Origin of the sequence: Streptomyces sp. NPDC001852, assembly GCF_042891825.1 — a bacterium.
Classification (GTDB): Bacteria; Actinomycetota; Actinomycetes; order Streptomycetales; family Streptomycetaceae; genus Streptomyces.
Genome location: NZ_JBIATN010000022.1, coordinates 57,472 through 77,423, shown reverse-complemented (window position 1 = coordinate 77,423; position 19,952 = coordinate 57,472). Strand labels below are relative to the sequence as shown.

The window sequence follows — 19,952 nt, the reverse complement described above, 5'->3', positions numbered from 1 at the left end:
CGGGAGGCACCTCGGCAGGAGTACGCACGGGGTCCGATTCTCCGGTGGGCGCCGCCGCAAACCGGTCACCGCGCGGCCGTGTCGCCGGACCACCGGCGCACGACACGACGTCCGCGTGAGTTGCCCGGAGCGCGCCGGGGTGGATGAATCGGCTTCAGCAGAGCGTGTGGGTGGCGAGCACGGGAGGAGCCGTGAGGCGGTGGCGGCGCGGCCTGCACCGCGCTTGGGAGTGGCTCAGGGCCGGGACCCTGCTCGAACACGGCCGCGAGCTGGAGCTGATGCACCGGGCCATGGGGTTCGCCACCCTGGCGCTGGTGACGCTGGCGCCGCTGCTGATCGTGGTCGCCGCCGCCGATCCCCTGGTGCGGGGCGGCTTCGCCTCGTGGCTCACCGACGGCATGGGCCTGTCCGGCCAGTCCGCCCGTGTCCTCACCGACATCATCAGCCCGCCGCGCAAGGTCATCGGCACCACCAGCGTCTGGGGCGGTGTCCTGCTGGCCGTCTTCGGCGTGTCCTTCGGCGGCAGCGTGCAGAACGCCTACGAACGGATCTGGGGCGTGCCCCCCGGCCCCTGGCACCGGGTCTGGCGGCAGGCGACCTGGCTGATCGTGCTCACCGGCTACCTCTACCAGGAGGTGGCGACCAAGGACGCGCTGCACGGCGGCCAGCGGATCGCGCTGTCCACGGCGAGCGGCATCCTCTTCTTCTGGTGGGGGCAGCGTTTCCTGCTGGGCGGCCAGGTCCACTGGCGTTCCCTGCTGCCGGGCGCGCTCGCGACCGTGATCGGCCTGGCCGGTCTGCGGGCCTTCTCCTACCTCGTCTTCACCCCGCTCATCGTCACCAACGCGCTCAGCTACGGCGCGGTCGGCACCGTCCTCGTGGTCGAGTCCTGGCTCATCGGCGTCGGGTTCGTCATCTACGGCGGCGCCCTGTTCGGCCGCTGGTTCACCGAACACCACTGGACGCCGCACCACGACGACCGCGGGGACGAGGAGCGCGAACCGCGCCGGGGCAAGTACTGAACGCTCCCGGCCGGTCCGCCGACGCTACGTCAGCTGGCGGCGCACCAGCTCGTGCAGCCGGCCCGCGGTGTCGGCGAGCAGCTCCGCCGGTGCGCCCTGCTGGACGACCTTGCCGTCCTCCATCACGATCACCCGGTCGGCGTCCAGGACCGTCGACAGCCGGTGCGCGATCACGATCCGGGTGGCGTTCAGCTTGCGGGTGCTGTCGATGACGATGCGCTGGGTGTCGTTGTCCAGCGCGCTGGTGGCCTCGTCGAAGAACAGGATGCGCGGGCGCCGGATCAGGGCCTGGGCGATCATCAGCCGCTGCCGCTGACCGCCGGAGATCGCGCCGTTGCCGCCCACGATCGTGTGCAGGCCCATCGGCATCCGCTTGATGTCCTCCGCGAGCCCCGCCATCTCGGCCGCCGCCATCGCCTCCTCGGGCGTGTACGGCTCCGTGCCGCAGATGACGTCCAGGATGGAGCCGGTGAACGGCTGCGCGTGCTGCAGCACGACCCCGCACTGGCGGCGCACGGCCGACTGGTCCAGCGCCGAGAGGTCCTGGCCGTCGTACAGGACACTGCCGGAGACCGGCTTGTCGAAGCCGATGAGGAGCCGTAGCAGCGTGGACTTGCCGCAGCCGCTCGGGCCGACGACCGCCACGAACTCGCCCGGCCGGACGGCGAAGGAGACGTCGTCCAGGACGAGCGGGCCGTCGTCGGCGTACCGGAAGGACAGCCGGCGGGCCTCGATCGCACCGGACAGCGGACCCGGCCGGGTGCTCGACGTGCGCACCTCGGGGGTCGCCTCGAAGACCGGCTTGATCTCCTCGAACAGCGGCAGCGCCGCCACCGCCGAGACGAAGGAGCCGGTCAGCTGGGTGACCGAGGTCAGGACCATCGTCACCGAGGTGTTGAAGGTGAGGAAGTCCGCCGCCGACATCGCGCCCTTCGCCGGGCCCGCCAGCAGCATGAACATCAGCAGCGTGCACACCGGCAGATAGATCCCGCCGAGCACCGTGGTGAGGTTCTTGATCCGGCCGACCTTCTGCTGCAGCTCCCGGCTGCGCGCGAACTCCCGGGCCCAGGCCGCGTAGGCGTAGTTCTCGGCCGCCGCCACCCGCAGCTTGGGCAGGCCGCGCAGGGTCTGGAAGGCCTGGTTGTTGAGCTTGTTGCCGAGCACCGTCAGCTTCCGCTGCCAGCGCACCTGCCACAGCCCGAGCCCCAGGAACACGGCCGCGATGACCACGAGCATGCCGAGCGCCGCCATGGCCATCGACGGGCTGTACCAGAACAGCAGGCCCAGGTTCATCGCGCCGACCGTCACCGACTGCGCGACCACAGGCCCGACGCCCGCCAGCAGTCGGCGGATCGCGCTGATGCCCATGGCCGCGCTGGCGAGTTCGCCGGTGGAGCGCTGGGTGAAGAACCGGGTCGGCAGCCGCAGCAGCCGGTCCCAGACGGCGGGCTGCAGCGCGGCCTCGATCCGGCCCTCCAGGCGCAGGATGGAGAGGTTCTCCAGCAGGGTGAACGCCGCCGCGACCACACCGCTCACCATCACGGCCAGACACACCTGGACGATCAGGGCCGTCTGCGCCGTGGGCACGTACTCGCCGAGCACCTTGCCGGTCGCGACCGGCACCAGCGCGCCGATCGCCACCGTCACCAGCCCGGCGAGCACCAGACCGAGCAGATCGCCGCGGGTGCCCTGCAGACTGAACCGCAGCAGACCGAACGGCGTCAGCGCCTTGTCGGGCAGCGGCCGGTAGAACATCACCGCGCGCGGCTCGAACTCCTCCGCGTTCGCCTTCTCGACCGGGGTCTCGCGCCCGGTGCCGGGATGCACGGCCACGTACCCGCCGCGCCGCCACAGCAGCGCGACCGGCGCGCCCGACAGTGCCCGGTGCCCGACCAGCGGGCCCACGTTCTCCCGCCACCAGCGCCCCTGCAGCCGAACGGCCCGGGCGCGCACCCGGGAGGCGAGCGCCACCCGTTCGACCGGGTCGAGGCGTTCGCTCTCGGTGCCGCTCTGCGCGGGCTCGGCGAGCCTGATCCCGGCCGCCTCGGCGACCAGCTTGCAGGCCGCGTACCCGGCGTCGGCGTCGGCGGCCGTCGTCCGGCGGGCCGAGCGCTTGCCGATGGACGCCAGCAGGGTCTGGTCGGCCTGCGCGCGCACCGCCTCACCGGCCTTGATGCCGGCGGCCGTACGGGTCTCGTGAGTGCGCTCCAGCTGCTCGATCCACCGGTCCAGCGCGGTCAGCAGCCGGTACTGCTGGTCGACCATCGACTGCCACAGCGCCGGGTCCATCAGCAGGTCGGCGGCGGCCTCCGCGCCGTACAGCGAGCCGTACTGGACGCTGCCCGGGGGGACCTGCATCCAGAACACGTCGTCGTCGGTGGGGGCGGCGGCCCGCTCCTCCGCCATCGGCGCCTGGAACAGCACGGACAGGCCGCGGCCGACGCCGAGCGCGACCGCGTACTCCAGCGGGCTGGTGGCGGGCGGCACGTACTGGGGGTTGCCGTACTCGTCGTAGGACCAGGTCTGGGTGTTCGCGGGCTGGTACAGCTCGCGCAGGTTGATGCGGTGCACCACGCAGTCCCGGACCGGGCGGGCCACCAGGGTGTGCTGGGGTCCCGCGACCGGGCCGAGCAGCAGCGCGCCCGCCTCCAGCCGGCCCAGGTGGTGCCAGTGGCCCTGCTGGACCGCGTCCACCGCGAACAGGTCCAGGGCGCCGGCCGCGACCAGCCACAGCACCTGCGGGCCTTCCAGGTCCAGCCGGTTGAAACCGGCGCAGTCGATGCGCGTGCCCAGGGACCCGAGCGCGCCCAGAACGAGGTCACCTTCGCCGACGGTCGTCATCTCACCGCTCCCTGACCAGCGCGGCGTACGCGCCACCGCGCGCCACCAGTTCCTCGTGCCGCCCGCGCTCCACGACCGTGCCGTGCTGGAGCACCACGATCTCGTCGCTGTCGCGGACCGTGCTCAGCCGGTGCGCGATCACCACGCAGGCGCAGCCGCGCCGGCGCAGGTTGTCCATCACGACCAGCTCGGTCTCCGCGTCCAGCGCGCTGGTCACCTCGTCCAGGACGAGGATGCTCGGCCTGCGGACCAGGGCCCGGGCGATCTCGAGGCGCTGCCGCTGGCCGCCGGAGAAGTTGTGGCCGTCCTGCTCGACCGCGCTGTGGATGCCGCCGGGCCGGCGCATCACCACGTCGTACAGCGCGGCGTCCTTCAGCGCCTCCACCACGGCCTCGTCCGGGATCGACGGGTCCCACAGCGCCACGTTGTCGCGGACCGAGCCCTCGAAGAGGAACACGTCCTGGTCGACGAAGGAGACGGAGGCGGCGAGCGCGCCGCGCGGGATGTCCTCCAGACGCCGGCCGTCGATGCGGATCACCCCGTCCCACGGGGCGTACAGGCCCGAGATCAGCCGGGACACCGTGGACTTGCCGCTGCCGGAGCCGCCGACCAGCGCCACCTGCTGGCCCGGGCCCACGGTCAGGTCGAAGCCGCTCAGCAGCGGCTTGTCCAGCGGGCTGTAGCCGAAGGTGACGTTCTCCAGCTCGACGTGCCCGTGCAGCCGGCGCGTGGAGTCGGCGCCGCCCGGACGGGCGTAGAGCGGGTCGGCCTGGAAGTTCTCCACGTCCTTCAGCCGGGCCACGTCGGCGGCGAAGTCCTGGATGCGGCCCGCGACACCGTTGAGCCGGGTGAGGGGAGCGGTGAAGCGGGTGACCAGCGCCTGGAAGGCGACCAGCAGACCCACCGAGATGTGCCCCTCGACCGCCCGCAGGCCGCCGATCCACAGGATCAGCGCGCTGTTGAAGGTGGCGAGCGTCGGCGCGACCACCCCGAGCCAGGCGCTCGGCACCCCGAGCCGCTGCTGCTCCTCCAGGGTGGTGGCGTGCTGCCCGGCCCACTTGCGGAAGTAGCCGTCCTCACCGCCGGTCGCCTTCATCGTCTCGATCAGCTGAAGACCGGTGTACGACGTGTTGGTGAGCCGTGCCGTGTCCGCGCGCAGCTTGGCCGTACGGGTCGCGCGCAGCCGTACGACCAGCCGCATGGCGACCACGTTGAACAGGGCCACACCGATGCCGACGAACGTCAGCTGCGGGTCGTAGGTGTAGAGCAGCACGGCGTACAGGACGACGACGATCGCGTCCACGCCGGCCGCCGCCAGGTCGCGGGCCAGGGTCTCGGCGACCTGGTCGTTGGACTGCAGCCGCTGCACCAGGTCGGCGGGGGAGCGCTGGGCGAAGAACGTCACCGGCAGCCGCAGCAGATGGCGCAGGAAGCGGGCGCTGGAGAGAGTGGAGGAGATGATCCGGCCGTGCAGCAGATTGGCCTGCTGGAGCCAGGTCAGCACCAGGGTGAGCAGCACACAGGTGCCCATCGAGGCGAACAGCACGCCCAGCAGGGAGGTCCGGCCGCCGATGAGGAACGTGTCGATGTAGGTGCGGCTGAGCGCGGGCACGGCGGCGCCGACCGCGACCAGCAGCAGGCTGGCCAGGACGGCGGCGGGCAGGGTCCCCGCGGTGCCGCGCAGCCGGGCCGGCATCGCGCCCAGCACGCCCGGCTTGCGGCCGCCCTTGGTGAAGCCTTCGCCCGGCTCCATCACCAGCACCACGCCGGTGAAGCTGCCGTCGAACTCCTCCATGGGCACGAAACGGCGGCCCTTGGCGGGGTCGTTGATGTAGACCCCGCGCCGGCCGAAGCGGCGGCCCATGCCGTCGTAGACGACGTAGTGGTTGAACTCCCAGAACAGGATGGCCGGTGCCTGTACCTCGGAGAGGGCGGCCAGGTCCATCTGCATGCCCTTGGCCGTCAGGCCGTAACTGCGGGCCGCCTTCAGCAGGTTGGAGGCGCGCGAGCCGTCGCGGGAGACGCCGCACGCGATGCGCAGCTCCTCCAGCGGGACGTGCCGGCCGTAGTGGCCGAGGACCATGGCGAGGGAGGCGGCGCCGCACTCGACGGCCTCCATCTGGAGCACGGTGGGCGTACGGACGGTGCCGCCGCGGGGCTTGGGGACCGGCCGCTTGGCCGGGGCGGCGCGTCTGCGGCCGCGGGTGGCCCGGGGGTCTTCGGTCGACACGGTCACGGGAGCAGCCAATCCACGGGGTGCTGGTCGGCCAGCCTGATCGAGCCGGAGGCGAGCGTCATGGAGTCGAGCCGGAACGGCGGCCCGTCGCTGGTGGACCAGCGGTAACCGCTCTTGGTGGCCGTCGACGTGTCGAGCGCGACCAGCACGGCCACCGGGCGGCCCTTGCCGGTGAACTGCTGCCCGAGCTGGCTGTCGCCGAGGAACGCGGCGATCGACTGGGCGGACTGCGCGGTGCGGTCCACCGACTTCACATGGCCGCGCAGCACGCCGTAGGTCTGGGTCGGCACCGAGGAGACGGTGAGGTCCACGGAGGCGTGCGCCGGGATGGCGGCGGCGTTCTCGGCGGGCACGTACACGGTCGCGTACAACGGATCGGAGGCGTGGGCGACCTTCTCCACGGCGGCGACATCGGTGCCGGTCTGGATGATCTGCCCGATGGTGGCGGCGAGCGTGGTGACCCGGCCCGCGGCGACGGTGCGCACCACCGAGTCGCCCTGTGCCGTACGCACCTTGAGGACCGGCGCGTTCGCGGGCAGCCGCTCCCCCTGCTGGGCGAGGACGGCCGTGACCTGGCCGGACACCGGGCTCTGCAGCAGATAACTGCCCTGCCCGTGCGTGAGGATGGCCTGTGCGCTCACCGTGGAGGTGACCGAGCCGGTCACCGCCCAGACGGCGGCCGCCGCCATGACGACGACGGTGACGCCCAGGGCGAGCCAGCCCTGGGGACGGGCCAGCCGCACCGGAAGGTCCAGCTCTTCGGGCGACTGGAGCTTGGCGAGGGCCTGTTGGCGGAACTGCACGGGACTTCCCTCACCTGTGGGAGAGACGCGGGTGTTTCAGGGCATCCGAGAGCCCCGGAGCCGAGGGACGACTCCGGGACTTTCCGATGCAACGAGGTGCGATCAGAGACCGGCGACCAGGTCGGTGACCGGCTGCACGTTCAGGCCGGTGACACCCTCGACCGTGCCGACGGCCGTGCTCACCGCGCCGGAGACCGGGGCAACGCCGTTCACGGCGCCGGTGACGGTGTTCAGGGTGTTCACGGACAGGCCGCCGGAGACGTTGTCCAGCTCGGCGTCCGAGATCTCGACGGTCTCAACCTGGGGGGTGGAGTTCATGGTGGAACTTCCCTTCCTAATGGATATTTCACAAAGGGGGAGCGGCCCCCTTCTGGGGACAGACGGACGGCCGCGACCGCGGGCGCCGGGCCCCCGTCTCCGGGAGCCCGCCGCGACCCCCGCGGTGCGATGGATCAAAGCACGCAGGCGGGGCGCGCTTCCAATCAACCAGGGCTCTCACCTGGGAACTTGACGCGCGAAAGGGTTCATCCGTGCAGGCGTGTGCACGCCATGTCGGCGACTCCTTCACATGCGACACGGCATCGGCGCGTCCGGCCCCTTGTCGGCCGGGCGGCGAATCCGGCACTCCTCGCCAAAGGAGTGCCGGGGGGCGCGCGGATGTGCAGATCCCCGGTCGGCGGTGACTTCGTTGAGTATTCAATGTGTAGATTCCCTGAAGCAGGGATTCCGCGTCGCGCCCGGAACGGACAGTTACTGATCGGTAGCGGACCGTGTCAGCCCAGAATCGCGTAGACCGTGCTCGCCCGGGCCGCGAGCGCCCCCGAATCCGCCTCGCTCAGGGTGATGTCCGCGAACGCCATCCGGCGGCCCAGCTTCGTCAGGACCGCTTCGATCCGGACATCCGAACCGGTCACCGCCCGCTGGAACGACGTCGACTGCTGAACCGTCGTCATCGGCACGAAGCCGCCCCGTGCGGCGCACACCGCGAGCACCGTCGCCGTGTCGGCGGCGGCCATCAGCGCCTGCCCCGACAGGCCCCCGCCCTCCCGGGCCAGCCGCTCGGACCAGGGCAGTCGCAGCACGGCCAGGCCCTCGCCGACCGCCTCGACGGTCAGCCCGAGATCGAGCACCCAGGGGGCGAAGTTGGCGGAGAGGATCTTGTCGGCTTCGGCGGGGGTCATCGTCATATGGGGGATTGTTCCCGGCCGCCCGCACCGACACGCGGTGCGTGGCCGATTCGCCCGCCCGGCACGGCCGTTGGGAAACGGAATTGAACACACCGCACGGCCGGTGCGTACGTACGGCCATCCAGGCGCCCCGATACGAACTGCCCGCAAGCGGCAGACCCCCGTACCCAGGAGGTCGAGAAGTTTGAGTCACAAGCGAATGCCCAAGCGCAAGGCCGCGATAGCGGTGGGCGGTGTCGCGGCGCTCGGAGCGGCGGCCCTGCTGCTGCCCAACGCCAACGCGTCCCAGGACAAGGACCAGGCCTCGGGCACCACCGGCACCGCGAAGACGCTGAAGGCCACCCAGGCCTCGAACCTCGCCGCCCAGCTCCAGAAGGCCCTCGGCGGCGCCTTCGCCGGGTCGTACTTCGACAGCGGCAAGCAGCAACTCGTCGTCAACGTGGTCAGCGGCGACAACAACGTGATCCAGCAGGCGAAGAAGGCGGGCGCGGTCGTCCGCCAGGTGAAGAACAGCACCAGCGACCTCAAGGCCGCCGCCGGCACGCTCAAGGCCAAGGCGACGATCCCCGGCACCTCCTGGGCCGTGGACCCGCGTACCGACAAGGTCCTCGTCACCGCCGACTCCACCGTCACCGGCGCCAAGTGGAACAGACTGCAGTCGACCGTGCAGAGCCTCGGCTCCGGCATGGCGACGCTGAAGAAGTCCGCCGGCAGCTTCAAGACCTTCGTCGCGGGCGGCGACGCCATCTTCGCCCAGACCCAGCAGGGCGGCGTGCGCTGCTCCCTCGGCTTCAACGTCACCGCCTCCGACGGCAGCCCCGCCTTCCTGACGGCCGGTCACTGCGGGGTCGCGGCCAAGGACTGGTCCGACTCCCAGAACGGCCAGCCCATCGCGACCGTGGACCAGGCCAAGTTCCCCGGCAACGACTTCTCGCTTGTCAAGTACAACGACAAGACCACGCAGACGTCCAGCACGGTCAACGCCGGCAACGGCCAGACCGTGCAGATCACCCAGGCCGCCGATGCCACCGTCGGCGAGACCGTGTTCCGCATGGGCTCCACCACCGGCCTGCACAACGGCCAGGTCACCGGCCTGGACGCCACCGTGAACTTCGCGAGCGAGACCGTCCCCGGCGGCACCGACACCGTCAACGGCCTCATCCAGACCAACGTCTGCGCCGAGGCCGGCGACAGCGGCGGCTCCCTGTTCACCCAGGACGGCAGCGCCGTCGGCCTCACCTCGGGCGGCAGCGGCGACTGCACCAACGGCGGCGAGACCTTCTTCCAGCCGGTCACCGCCGCCCTGCAGGCCACCGGCGCGACCCTCGGCAACGGCGGCAACGCGGGCAACGGCGCGGGCGACCAGTCGGGTTCCGCCGCCCCGTCGGCCTCGGCGGGCGACCAGTCCGGTGCCGCCGACCCCTCGGCCTCGGCGGGCGACCAGTCCGGCGCGGGCGGCGACCAGATCGGCGGCTCGGCCGACCCGTCGGCCTCGGCGAGTGACCAGTCCGGCAGCGGGAGCGACCAGTCGGGTGCCGGATCGGCGAACGACGGCTCGTCCCTGACCAGCACGCGCTGACCGCTCCGCTGTCCCACCTCCATCTCCCCCCGGCCTCACCCGCGGTTCCGGTCGGCGGGGAACGGGCCGGCCCTCCGGCGGGAGGGCCGGCCCGTGGCATCCGGTCAGGGGACGTCGCACGCCCGCAGCAGCAGTACCGCCACGTCGTCCACCCGCCCAGTGGCCGCCGCGCTGTGCCGGATCACCTCGTCCGCGAGCCCCTCCAGGGGCTGGCCACCGGCCTCGCACAGCAGCGCGCCGAGGTCGACCAGCGCGTCCTCGATGTCGGTACCGGGCGTTTCCACCAGACCGTCGGTGTACAGGACGAGCACCGAGCCGGGGGCGAGGGGCACCTCCGTCGTCGGATACACCGCGTCCGGCGCGATCCCGAGCAGCGGGCCACCGGCCAGGTCCAGCACCCGTACCTGTCCGTCCGGCCGTCTCAGCAGCGGCGGCGGATGCCCCGCCCGCGCCATGACGGCCTGCCCGCGCGCCGGGTCGAGCCGCAGATACAGACAGCTGGCGAACAGCTCGGTGCCGAGGTCGATCAGCAGCCGGTTGGTGCTGCTCATGACCTCGTGCGGCGCCTGCCCGACCGTGGTGTACGCCCGCACCCCGGTGCGGATCTGCCCCATCAGGCCCGCCGCGGTCACATTGTGCCCCTGGACGTCGCCGATCACCGCGGCCGTGAGCGGCAGCGTCGGCACCAGGTCGTAGAAGTCGCCGCCGATGTCCATGCCATGGGTGGCCGGCAGATAGCGGGCGGCCGCCTCGATGCCGGGCGGCGGAGCCAGCGAGTGCGGCAGCAGGGCCTGCTGCAGCCCGTGCGCGAGCCGGTGCTTGGCGTCGTAGAGCCGGGCCCGCTCCAGCGCCTGCGCGATCAGGCCGCCCAGGGACGTCAGTACGGCCCGCTCGTCGGCCGGGAAGACGTGCGGCTCGGCGTAGGCCAGCACACACGTGCCCACCGGCCGCCCGGACGCGATCAGCGGCAGCCAGGCCCACGCCGCGAATCCGTCCGCGGTCTCCGGCCGGCCCGGGTACAGCCGCTCCAGCTCCTCCCGGGAGTCGAAGAACGCGGGTACCCCGCCGGCGAGCACCTGAGTGCCGGGGGTCCGCTCGGTCAGCGGCAGCCCGTCGAACCGCTCCACGGTGTGCGGGTCGGGGTAGCCGCGATGTCCCAGCACGTGCAGGCGCCCGCCCTGTGAACCGAGGATCACGAGCGCCTGGCTGCCGACCGCCGGCGCCACCTCGTCCCAGACCAGCTGCACCACGTCCTGCACCCCGACGGCCTCGGTCAGCGCGCCCGCGAGGCTCAGCACCTGGGAGATCGTCACCAGCCGGGGCGGGGGCGCGTCCTCCCGCGCCGGCTCGCGCGCCATCTCCGCCACCGCCCTGGCCCGGCTGATCCGCACGCTCAGCCCGGTCGTGCTCGGATACATCCGGAACGACAGCCACTCGCCCGGCGGGCGCAGCGCCACGAAGGACATCGCCTGCTGGCTGAGCAGCGCCCCGCGGTAACGGTCCTCGTACATCGGGTCGTTCAGCCAGGGCACCGACGCCCACAGCGGCATGCCCAGCAGCTCCCCGGCCGGTCTGCCGAGCAGTTCGGCGGCGGCCGTGTTGACGAACCCGATCCGGCCGTGCAGATCCAGCGACACCAGCCCGTACGGCAGGCGCGACACCATCCGCGTCGCCTCCACCGAGCCCAGCGTGTCCGCCACGGCCGACACCGGCTCCGCCAGCACATCGGTCTCGTGGCCGAGCGGCCGGTCCTCCCGCGCGGCCCGCTCCAGCCGCAGCGCCAGCCGATCGCAGGCCGCCCACAGACGGTCCCGCTCCCAGTCGGACAGCTCCGGCGGATGCGCCCCGGGCCAGGTCACGAACACCGCGCCGGACACCTTCCGCTCGGTCGCCACCGGCAGCGCGGCCAGCGCGAACGGGTACGGGAGCACCACCGCGATGCGCGGATAGCAGCGGGCCATCTGCTCCTCGCCGCCCACCCACACCAGCCGCCGCTCGCGCACCGCGTCGGCGACGGGGAGCGGCGCGGACAGCCCGACCCGCTCCCACGGCGCGGCGAACGCCCGGGGCATGCCCGCGTGCACCGCCATCTCCAGGACCGGCTCGTCGGGCCTGAGCAGGTAGACGGCGCCGGAGTGCGCGTGCACCTCCTGCATCATCGAGACCAGCGCGAGGGACAGCAGCGGATGGGCGGCCGGCGCACCGTCGGCCGCCGGTGCCGGTCCCGGCGCGTCGGACACGCCGACCACCTCCTCGTACGGCCTCGTCGCGCATCTGGGCACAAGATTCCCTCGCGGGCGCGCGCCGCGCACCCCGGCCGCGGGCCGGGTCCCCCCGTGCGGAGTCGCCCCCGGATACCCCTTCCCGCCGCGCCCATGCCCGGACAGCGGAAGCGCGGGCGGCGTACGGGCGGCCTCGCGTGCGCCCCCGCGCACCCTGATGGCCAGATCTCCGCGCCCGCGAACGGTACCGGCGCCCAAGAATGGGCACGCGCGTGTCGTGCCCGGACCAGGGGCGGCGACGAGGAACGGAAGAACGGGCGTACGACGACCATCCGAGGGGGCGGGGCAGTGATCCGGGTGCTTCTGGTGCAGGACGCGTGTCTGGTGCGATCGGTCCTGGCCGAATGGCTGCGGCGGGAACCCGGTCTGGACGTGGACGACACGCCATGGCGGGGTGCCGTCGCGCGGGTGCGGTCCTTAGGCCCGGACGTGTGCGCGGCGGACCTCGACTGTGCCGACGGCCATGGGGTGCCGCCGCTCGGCGAGCTGTGCCCGCCCCGCGCCGGCGGCAGGCCGCCGGCGCTCGTGGTGCTGGCCCAGGCGAACCGGCCGGGCCTGCTGAAGCGGGCCGCCGAGGCGGGCGCGCTCGGCTTCGTGGACAAGGCGGGCTCACCGGACCGGCTGGTGCGCGCCATCCGGTCGGTCGCCGCGAGGGAACGTTTCGTCGATGACTCGCTGGGCTTCGGTTTCCTCAAGGCCGCCCAGATGCCGCTGACCAGACGCGAACTGAGCGTGCTGTCCCTGGCGGCCGGAGGCGCGTCCATCGCGGAGATCGCCGGCAGCCTGCATCTGTCCCACGGCACGGTCCGCAACTACATGGCGTCGATCACCCGCAAGACGGGGGCGCGGAACCGGATCGACGCGATTCGCATATCACGCGGGGAGGGGTGGGTGTGAGGGGCGGCATGGCCCAGTGACCGGCCAGGTCCCGGTAGAGGGGCGAGGTGCGCAACAGCTCGTCGTGGGTGCCGCAGGCGGTGCGCGCGCCGTCCATGACGAGGATCAGGCCGGCGCGGCGGGCGGAGCTGATCCGGTGGGCGACGACGATCAGCGTGCCGCCCGGGCGGGCCGCGAAGGCCCGCTCGGCGCGCGCCTCCGCCTCCGGGTCGAGATGGCAGGTCGCCTCGTCCAGCAGGGCCAGCGGGGCCGGCGAGAGATGGGCGCGGGCCAGGGCGATGAGCTGTCGCTCGCCCGCGGAGAGCTCCCCCGGTTCGACGGGGGCGTGGGGGCCGCCCAGCCTGGTCAGCAGGGGGGTCAGGCCGACCGCGTCGGCCGCTGCGAGGAGTTCGGGATCGGGAACCGGGCCGGGGCGGTGCAGGGCCAGGTTCTCGGCCAGGGTGCCGGTGTGGACGTAGGCCTCCTGCGGGACGAGGACGGTTGCCCCGTGCACGCGGAGGGTGCCGTGCTGCGGGGTCAGCTGACCGGCGATCAGTGCGGTGAGCGTCGACTTGCCGGTGCCGCTGGGGCCTACGACGGCCAGGTGGGCGCCGGTGGGGAGAGTGAGGTCGAAGTCGTTCAGGACGGGTTCGCCGGCGGGGCCGTAGGCGAAGGTGAGGGAGCTCAGGGACAGAGCGGTGCCGGTGGCGTCCGGTGGAGGGGGGAGCGCGGTGGCTGGGCGGGTACGGGTCCGCTGCGGCTGGTCGCGCCCCACGGCGGAGCCGCTGGTTACGGCCCCGCGCCCCTCGAGGCGTTGGACCATGAGCCGGCGAAGCACCACTGTCAGCCGGGAGCCGCTGGTTCCGAGGCCGTGGACCAGGTTGTTCAGGGCCGGGAGCAGGGACTGGGTGACATAGGCGAGCGCGCCCACCAGGGCGCCCGGGGTCACGCCGTGGTCGAGCAGCCAGGGGGCCGTGAGCAGCAGCAGTACCGCGGGGAGTTCGCCGCCCGCCACAAGCGCGGCCACGCGGGCGACGCTCCAGTGGGCCAGGGCGCGGGCGGCCCGCAGTTCCGCTGTGGTGCGCTCGCCGACGGCGCCGGCGAGGCACTCCTCGGCGCCGGCCGCCGTGATGTCCCGCAGCCCCGAGCAGGCTGCGCCCAGCGCCTGTGCCAGCGCCTCGTCCGCGTCGAGGAACGCCTCCTGACGGCGGGCCAGCGGGCCGAGCGTCGCGGCGAACAGGGCCACCCCGGCGAGCAGCGGGGGCAGGACGACCGTCAGCAGCAGCGGGGCCAGGGAGAACAGGCCGATCAGCGCGCCGGCGGCGGTGAACAGGAACGAACGCGACACCATCACGACCCCGGCGAGCGTGTCCCGGGCGATCTCCACCTGCTGGGTGAGCCCGGACAGCGCACCCGGGTCCGCCTCCCGCACCCCGCGCGCGACCACCGCCGTGACCAGACGGTCCCGAGCCGGCTCGACCAGCGCCGCGACCACGCCGTACACCCGCCCGGTCCCGTACGCCCCGGCACACACCGCGAGCCCCGCGGCCCCCAGCCACAGCAGGCCGGCCCGCGCGTTCCCGGCCAGGAACCCGGCGTCCAGGGCCCGTGCGAGGGCGTATCCGACGAGGAAGGTCTGTCCCGCCTCCAGTACCGACCACAGTCCGAGCCGGAGCAGGACCCGCCACCGCGCACGCAGGAACCGGCGCGCCCGGCTGCGCAGCCCGGCAGGGTGCCCGCGGGCCGGTCCCTGCGCCCCGTGTCCGTCCGCCGCCCCGGACGTGCGTTCCCGGCCTTCCCTGCCCGTCAACTCCCGCTCCCGTCCGGGCTGGGGTGCTCCTCACCGGGTACGTCCGTCGGTTCGGGCCCCCGCGAGGGCGGCCGTCCGGTGGGGTCGCGCCGCGCCGCGGACGGCCGTCGGCCCGAACCGCCGTCCCGGTCGCCGTCCGGCACGGGGCGGCCACGCCGTACGCCAACCGTCTCCTCGCCGTCTCCGAACACCGCCCGGTACCCCGGCTCCTGCCACAGCTCCCGGTGCGTCCCGACGGCCCTGATCCGGCCGCCGTCCAGCCAGGCGACCCGGTCGGCGCGGGCCGCCGTCGACGCGCGGTGGGCGATCAGCAGGCGGGTGCGGTCCGGGTCGGGGGCCAGCAGGGTCTGGGTGATCCGGTGTTCGGTGACCGTGTCGAGGCTGGACAGGGCGTCGTCGAGGATGAGCAGCCGGCCGCCGTGGGCGAAGGCACGGGCGAGGCCGAGGCGTTGTGACTCGCCGCCCGAGCGGGGCGCGTCGGCGATGCGGGTGGCGTAGCCGTCGGGGAGGCGCCGTACGAAGTCGTCGGCGCGGGCGCGGAGGGCGGCGGAGCGCACGGCGGCCGGGGTGGCGGCCGTGGACCCGAAGGCGATCGTGTCCTCGACGGTCGTGCCCAGCAGGGCGGGGCGTTCGAAGGCGTAGGCGACGGCGCGGCGCAGCTCGCCGCGGGCGAGGTCGGGCAGCGGGACGCCGTCGAGGAGGACCTCGCCCGCGTCGGGGTCGGTGAGCCGGCCCGCCACCTCGGCGAGCAGGGACTTGCCGACGCCGGAGCGGCCGACGACCGCCAGGGTGGTGCCGCCCGGGACGGTCAGGTCGACGCCGTCCAGGACGGTTCGTCCGCCCCGGCGTGCGGTCACCGCCCGCAGCTCCAGCCGCCCGTTGCCCGGCGGCAGGCGGCGGCTGCCGTGACCGGGCGCGGGTTCGGCGCACACCTCGGCGAGCCGGCCCCTCGCCGCGCGGGCCCGTGCGAGCGCGGCCAGCTGGCCGACCAGCGCGCCGACGCCCGTGGCGAGCACCGCGTACCGGGAGGCGGCCAGCAGCTCGCCCACCGACAGGCGGTGCCGGGCCAGCAGCAGCCCGGCCACCGCCAGCACGCCCAGGTTCAGCAGCGGTGCCACGGTGACCGCCTGCGCGGCGGCCCGCCCCTGTACCCGCCACATGCGGTGTCCGGCACGGGACAGTTCGGGCAGGGGTGCCAGGATCCGGGCCGTCTCGCGCTCCTCGGCGCCCGCGGCCCGGATCGTACGGAAACCGCCGACCGCCTCCGCGAGCGAGTCGGCGATCCGGCCCTGCACCCGCTGGTAGTCGGCCACGCACGCCGAGGTGTCCCGGGCGAAGGTGCGCAGCAGCAGGGCCAGGACCGGTGCCCCGGTGAGGAACACGACGGCCAGCCACGGGTCGATGAGGCCCAGTGCCACCACGCCTCCGACGGGCCCGGCGAGCGCGGCGAGCAGCGCGGCCAGCGCACCCGGCGCGGTTCCGGCCTGCGCGGCGTTGCCGACCAGCCGTGCCACCAGGTCACCGGCGCCGAACCGGGTCGTCGCGCGCGGGCCGAGCGCCAGGACGTGCCCGGTGAGCTGCCGGCGCAAGCCCGCGGTGGCGTGTGCGTCGGCGGTGCCGGTCAGCACGCCCGCACAGCCGTCGAGCAGGGCGAGCAGCAGGACGACACCGGCACAGCAGCCGAGCGGGCGGGCGGCCGGGGCGCGGGCCAGCAGCAGGTCCAGGGTGTGGCCGAGCAGGGCGGGCAGCAGCAGGCCCGCCGCGGTGGCGGTCGTGCTCACGGCGCACAGCGCGGCACAGCGAGCGCCGCCCTGCCGCAGCACCCGGCGCGACAGGGCACGGTCGGCCGCACAAGTGGCGCTGGCGGAGCGGGAGTTCATCGGCTGCGGCCTCGCTCGGGTCGGACGGGAACGGGAGGGCGGCACCGGACGGACGGCCGCCGCGGGAGGGAGACCTTCGACGGCGGGCGCGCTCGCACGGCGGTCACAGGTCTTCGACGGCGAATGGACGCGGCGGCTGACCGGGGTTTGGGTCGGTGGCCGGTTCAGGCGGTTGCCGGGGGTTCGGGTTGGTGTCTGGCTCGGGCGGCCCGCCGGGGTTGGGTTGGTAGCCGGTTCAGGGCGTCTGCCGGGTTTTCGGACGGTGGCTCGTCCGTGCCGGTTGCCGGGCCCTTGGGCCGTCTAGCCCACCGTGCCGGTTGCCGGGCCGCGGGCCGACTCTCGTCCGCGCCGGTTGCCGGGGCTTCGGGTGGCGGTTCGCTCGCGGAGTTGTGGATGCCGGCATCTCGGGCGGCCGGCCTCTTCCTCGCCGGGAGGGAATCCGGTCACCCTTCCGGGCGGAGGCTCCGGACGGCCCCTCCCGCGGGGGAGGGCGCCGTCCGGAGCCGTGGACTCACCGGCCCGGTCAGAGGCAGAGCAGAACGCTCGCCGCGGAGACACAGGAGAGCAGGCTCGCGGTGCTCGCGCCGTTGTGGGTGTGCTCCTCGGACTCGAGGGTCTGCAGGTCCAGCAGTGCCATGACGGTGTCCTTTCCCTGATTGGGGACGGGGTTGTGTCACGGCTCCGTCGGTGCGGAGCCGCGTGCGTGGGCCGCCGGTGGCGGCGGAAGGAAGGGCAGGTGCGCGGTGCGGGCCTGGTCGCCGGCCGCGGCGAGTGCGAGCAGGCAGCCCGCCGTACCGGTGGCCAGGTCCATGGACAGCCGCATCATCTGGTGCCCGGGGAAGGCCAGTTGGCCCTGGTAGTCCATCGCGAACCAGCCCAGACCCGCGATCTGCTGCGCCAGCCGGTCGCGGCCGGCGCCCGGCGCGGTGCTGCGGGCGAGGTGCAGGATCATTCCGGCGCGGCCCTGGAAGAGGCCGGGCTGGGCGTAGAAGCGCGAGGTGGCGGCGGTGAGGATGCCGGTCCGGGCGCGCTCGAACTCCTCGGTGACGCCTGCCGCGTGCGCCAGGTAGTCGTCCAGGACGAGGCCGATCCCCGCGCTGCCGTCGCCCAGATAGGGCAGCGTGCGCCAGCCCTCGTCCACCTCCAGGCCGCCGCCCGCCTCCTGGGTCACACAGCAGTCCAGGTCGCGGCGGAGCGCCTCGCCCGCCGCGCCGAGGCAACCCTCGTCGCCGGTCTCCTCGTACCGCCTGAGGAGGAACAGCGCGGGCCCGCTCGCGCCCCGCAGCAGCCCGGCGCGCCGGCGCGGGGCCTCCGGGACCGGTTCGGCGAGTCGTCCCAGGAGGATGTCGGCTGCCTCGGCGGCGTGTTGCCGCAAGGCCGGCTCGCCCGTCGTGTCCGCCAGGTGGCCGAGGACCAGGCCGAGTCCGGCGAGTCCACCGTGCAGGTCGGAGGCGAGGCTGCGCCAGTTCTCCCGCAGGATGCCCTCCAGCAGGTCCAACGCCCGCTGCCGGTGGCCGAGTCGGTCGAGGACGAGGGCGACGCCCGCGAGGCCGTCGTACAGGCCGAGCGGGGTGCCGGGCGGCGGCGGGGCGGTGTGGTCCAGCAGCCAGCGTTCGCCCTCGTCGTACCGGCCGGCCCCGGACGCCTGAAGCGCGTAGAGCACTCCGGCCGCGCCGTGCGCGAGGCCGAGGCCGCCGCCGTCCGCGAACTGGGCGATGTCACCGGGGAACAGCCGGTCGTCGCGTTCCGGGCTGGCGGAGGCGAGGATCGCCTTCACCATCGAGTCCCGGCTGTAGGGCCAGTCGCCGGGCACCACCAAGGGGGCCGACCGGGTGCGCCGCCCGCCCGCCGGATCCCGGGTGATCTCCGCGACCGCCTCGTCCAGGAAGGCGCGCGGCACGTCCGGGAACTGATCGGTGATCACCTGCGCGAGATGCGCGGCCTTGCCGCGGTCCACCACGAACAGCGTGGTCACCGGCAGGAACAGGGCGAGCCGCAGACAGGCCAGCGCATAGCGGTCGACATCGGTGCCCCGGCGGTCCGGCGGGGCGAAGAAGCCGGGATGGGCGACGGTCTGCCGGGCGTTCTCCTCGGCCGGGGCGGCGGCCTCGAAGTCGATGAGATACACCGACTGTTCGTCCTCGGAGACCATGATGTTGAAGACATGCAGGTCGTTGAAGACCAGCCCGCGCGCGTGCACCGCCGCCACCGCCCGTTCCACCGCCGCGTTGATCCGCAGCGCCCACGCGGTGTACGCGGCGATCGCGGCCGGATCGGGGTCGGGAGTGAGCAAGGGGTGCCGCTCGGCGAAGAAGGAGTTGAGGGGGCGGCCCGCCAACTGGTCCATGACCAGGAACCGGTGCTCACCGAGCGTGAACCAGTCCCGTACCTCGGGCACGACCCCGGTGCCGGCGACCCGTTCCAGCGCCGCCTTCTCCCGCTCCAGCCTGGCCACCGCGTCCGCGCCGTCGGCGGCGAGACCGGCGTGCGGCCGGGCCTCCTTCAGCACCACCCGGCGCCCGTCCCGCGTGTCGGTGCCGGCGTAGACCCCGCCGCCGTTGGAGAAGTGCAGCGCCTTCTCGATGCGGTACGGCAGGTCGCCGACCGTCGTGGTGTTGCGGGCCTGAAGGTGCGGCCGCAGGAACTCCGGCAGGCTCACCCACTCGGGCACCTGGAAGGACGGCGCCCGCCGGTCCGGCACCAGCCGGCCGGTGCCGTCGGTCACCGCCGGGACCAGCGAGCCGCGCTCGTCGACGACGTACCTGCGGGCGAAGGCGCCGTAGCGGACGTAGAGCGGACCGTCGTACCAGCGCAGGTCGGTGAGGATGTACGGTCCCTCGAAACCCTCCAGCAGCGCGCCGAGTTCCCGCAGCGTCCGGTGCAGTTGCTCCTCGTCCGCCGGATAGACGGTGACGAACTTGCCGCTGGTGTCGCGGCCCGCGTACTTGGCGTTGCGCAGGTGCAGCAGGTGCGGGCCGGGCACGAACTTGAACGGGATGCGGCGCGGCACGCAGTAGTCCCAGACGAGCCGCGCGATCCGTTCCGCGTTCGCCGCCGTCGCCGAGGAGTGGATCTTCCAGCCCTGCGCCGGCGACGGCAGCGGCGCGCCGTCCGCGCCGACCGGGGTCAGCGTCAGCCAGTCGCCGGAGCGCGCCGCGTGCCAGCCCTCCGGGACGGTGCGACGCGCCGTCGCGAACAGCGGCGCCGGCTCACCGGCCGCCCCCGGCAGCCGGTCGGGCGTGTCGTAGAAGTGCCCGTCGGCGAGCGCGTACACCTCGTACCGCTTGTCCATGCGCCTCCCGCCCCTCGTCGTACGGCCGGAGACGACACTCGCAGGAGTCGCACGGTCGCGGACAGTCACGCCTGTCACGAGATCACCGTGCGGAACTCACGGGTCAAGATGTGTTCGGCGGCTTTCGAGCGGACGGGCCCGCCA

13 protein-coding genes are annotated in these 19,952 nt (G+C 73.6%); 3 read left to right on the top strand and 10 right to left on the bottom strand.

Going from position 1 to position 19,952, the window contains the following annotated elements; genetic code table 11:
- Positions 1–143 precede the first annotated feature (143 nt).
- The gene (locus ACFYZB_RS31720) at positions 144–1,022 is read left to right on the top strand and encodes a ribonuclease BN (RefSeq protein WP_388764399.1); all 879 of its coding nucleotides are present in this window, start codon (positions 144–146) and stop codon (positions 1,020–1,022) included.
- 24 nt (positions 1,023–1,046) lie between these two features.
- Here ACFYZB_RS31720 and ACFYZB_RS31715 read toward each other — a convergent pair whose 3' ends face one another.
- The 5 genes from ACFYZB_RS31715 to ACFYZB_RS31695 all read right to left on the bottom strand — a co-directional run bounded on the left by ACFYZB_RS31715 (position 1,047) and on the right by ACFYZB_RS31695 (position 8,089).
- Positions 1,047–3,863: an NHLP bacteriocin export ABC transporter permease/ATPase subunit gene (locus ACFYZB_RS31715; protein ID WP_351211828.1), complete on the bottom strand. Its 2,817-nt coding sequence runs from the start codon at positions 3,861–3,863 to the stop codon at positions 1,047–1,049.
- A gap of 1 nt (position 3,864) precedes the next feature.
- Positions 3,865–6,093, bottom strand: a complete 2,229-nt coding sequence (locus ACFYZB_RS31710; protein WP_388764511.1) for an NHLP family bacteriocin export ABC transporter peptidase/permease/ATPase subunit — start codon at positions 6,091–6,093, stop codon at positions 3,865–3,867.
- Between the two features lie 2 nt (positions 6,094–6,095).
- Complete coding sequence (locus ACFYZB_RS31705) at positions 6,096–6,902, bottom strand: HlyD family efflux transporter periplasmic adaptor subunit (RefSeq protein ID WP_388764397.1); 807 nt, start codon at positions 6,900–6,902, stop codon at positions 6,096–6,098.
- A gap of 102 nt (positions 6,903–7,004) precedes the next feature.
- Positions 7,005–7,220 carry a type A2 lantipeptide gene (locus ACFYZB_RS31700; RefSeq protein WP_351211822.1) on the bottom strand — a complete coding sequence of 72 codons (216 nt, stop codon included), beginning with the start codon at positions 7,218–7,220 and terminating at the stop codon, positions 7,005–7,007.
- A gap of 455 nt (positions 7,221–7,675) precedes the next feature.
- Positions 7,676–8,089: a PaaI family thioesterase gene (locus ACFYZB_RS31695; protein ID WP_388764395.1), complete on the bottom strand. Its 414-nt coding sequence runs from the start codon at positions 8,087–8,089 to the stop codon at positions 7,676–7,678.
- 199 nt (positions 8,090–8,288) lie between these two features.
- Here ACFYZB_RS31695 and ACFYZB_RS31690 point away from each other — a divergent pair, with 199 nt between their 5' ends.
- Positions 8,289–9,668 (top strand): S1 family peptidase, encoded by a 1,380-nt coding sequence (locus ACFYZB_RS31690; RefSeq protein ID WP_388764509.1) that lies wholly within the window; start codon positions 8,289–8,291, stop codon positions 9,666–9,668.
- Between the two features lie 104 nt (positions 9,669–9,772).
- On the opposite strand, the gene ACFYZB_RS31685 is transcribed toward ACFYZB_RS31690, so the two are convergent.
- Complete coding sequence (locus ACFYZB_RS31685; RefSeq protein WP_388764507.1) at positions 9,773–11,917, bottom strand: SpoIIE family protein phosphatase; 2,145 nt, start codon at positions 11,915–11,917, stop codon at positions 9,773–9,775.
- Between the two features lie 321 nt (positions 11,918–12,238).
- On the opposite strand from ACFYZB_RS31685, the gene ACFYZB_RS31680 reads away from it, so the two are divergent.
- A complete protein-coding gene (locus tag ACFYZB_RS31680) occupies positions 12,239–12,847 on the top strand; it encodes a LuxR C-terminal-related transcriptional regulator (RefSeq protein WP_388764393.1) in 609 nt (202 codons plus the stop codon).
- Here the strand turns inward: ACFYZB_RS31680 and ACFYZB_RS31675 are convergent.
- The 4 genes from ACFYZB_RS31675 to lanKC all read right to left on the bottom strand — a co-directional run bounded on the left by ACFYZB_RS31675 (position 12,777) and on the right by lanKC (position 19,808).
- Positions 12,777–14,549: an ATP-binding cassette domain-containing protein gene (locus tag ACFYZB_RS31675; protein ID WP_388764505.1), complete on the bottom strand. Its 1,773-nt coding sequence runs from the start codon at positions 14,547–14,549 to the stop codon at positions 12,777–12,779. The two genes, ACFYZB_RS31680 and ACFYZB_RS31675, sit on opposite strands and share 71 nt — an antisense overlap.
- Before the next feature lie 83 nt (positions 14,550–14,632).
- Positions 14,633–16,516 carry an ABC transporter ATP-binding protein gene (locus ACFYZB_RS31670; RefSeq protein WP_388764392.1) on the bottom strand — a complete coding sequence of 628 codons (1,884 nt, stop codon included), beginning with the start codon at positions 16,514–16,516 and terminating at the stop codon, positions 14,633–14,635.
- Between the two features lie 523 nt (positions 16,517–17,039).
- Positions 17,040–17,153: a SapB/AmfS family lanthipeptide gene (locus tag ACFYZB_RS31665; protein WP_228623786.1), complete on the bottom strand. Its 114-nt coding sequence runs from the start codon at positions 17,151–17,153 to the stop codon at positions 17,040–17,042.
- Between the two features lie 36 nt (positions 17,154–17,189).
- Positions 17,190–19,808, bottom strand: coding sequence for a class III lanthionine synthetase LanKC (gene lanKC, locus ACFYZB_RS31660; RefSeq protein ID WP_388764389.1), 2,619 nt, complete (start codon positions 19,806–19,808; stop codon positions 17,190–17,192).
- Positions 19,809–19,952: the final 144 nt, after the last annotated feature.

Bases quoted from the DNA above. Each gene is read 5' to 3' on its own strand.
- lanKC (WP_388764389.1), bottom strand. From the start codon at position 19,808: ATGGACAAGCGGTACGAGGTGTACGCGCTCGCCGACGGGCACTTCTAC.
- ACFYZB_RS31720 (WP_388764399.1), top strand. From the start codon at position 144: ATGAATCGGCTTCAGCAGAGCGTGTGGGTGGCGAGCACGGGAGGAGCC.
- ACFYZB_RS31670 (WP_388764392.1), bottom strand. From the start codon at position 16,516: ATGAACTCCCGCTCCGCCAGCGCCACTTGTGCGGCCGACCGTGCCCTG.
- ACFYZB_RS31665 (WP_228623786.1), bottom strand. From the start codon at position 17,153: ATGGCACTGCTGGACCTGCAGACCCTCGAGTCCGAGGAGCACACCCAC.
- ACFYZB_RS31715 (WP_351211828.1), bottom strand. From the start codon at position 3,863: ATGACGACCGTCGGCGAAGGTGACCTCGTTCTGGGCGCGCTCGGGTCC.
- ACFYZB_RS31700 (WP_351211822.1), bottom strand. From the start codon at position 7,220: ATGAACTCCACCCCCCAGGTTGAGACCGTCGAGATCTCGGACGCCGAG.
- ACFYZB_RS31695 (WP_388764395.1), bottom strand. From the start codon at position 8,089: ATGACGATGACCCCCGCCGAAGCCGACAAGATCCTCTCCGCCAACTTC.
- ACFYZB_RS31690 (WP_388764509.1), top strand. From the start codon at position 8,289: ATGCCCAAGCGCAAGGCCGCGATAGCGGTGGGCGGTGTCGCGGCGCTC.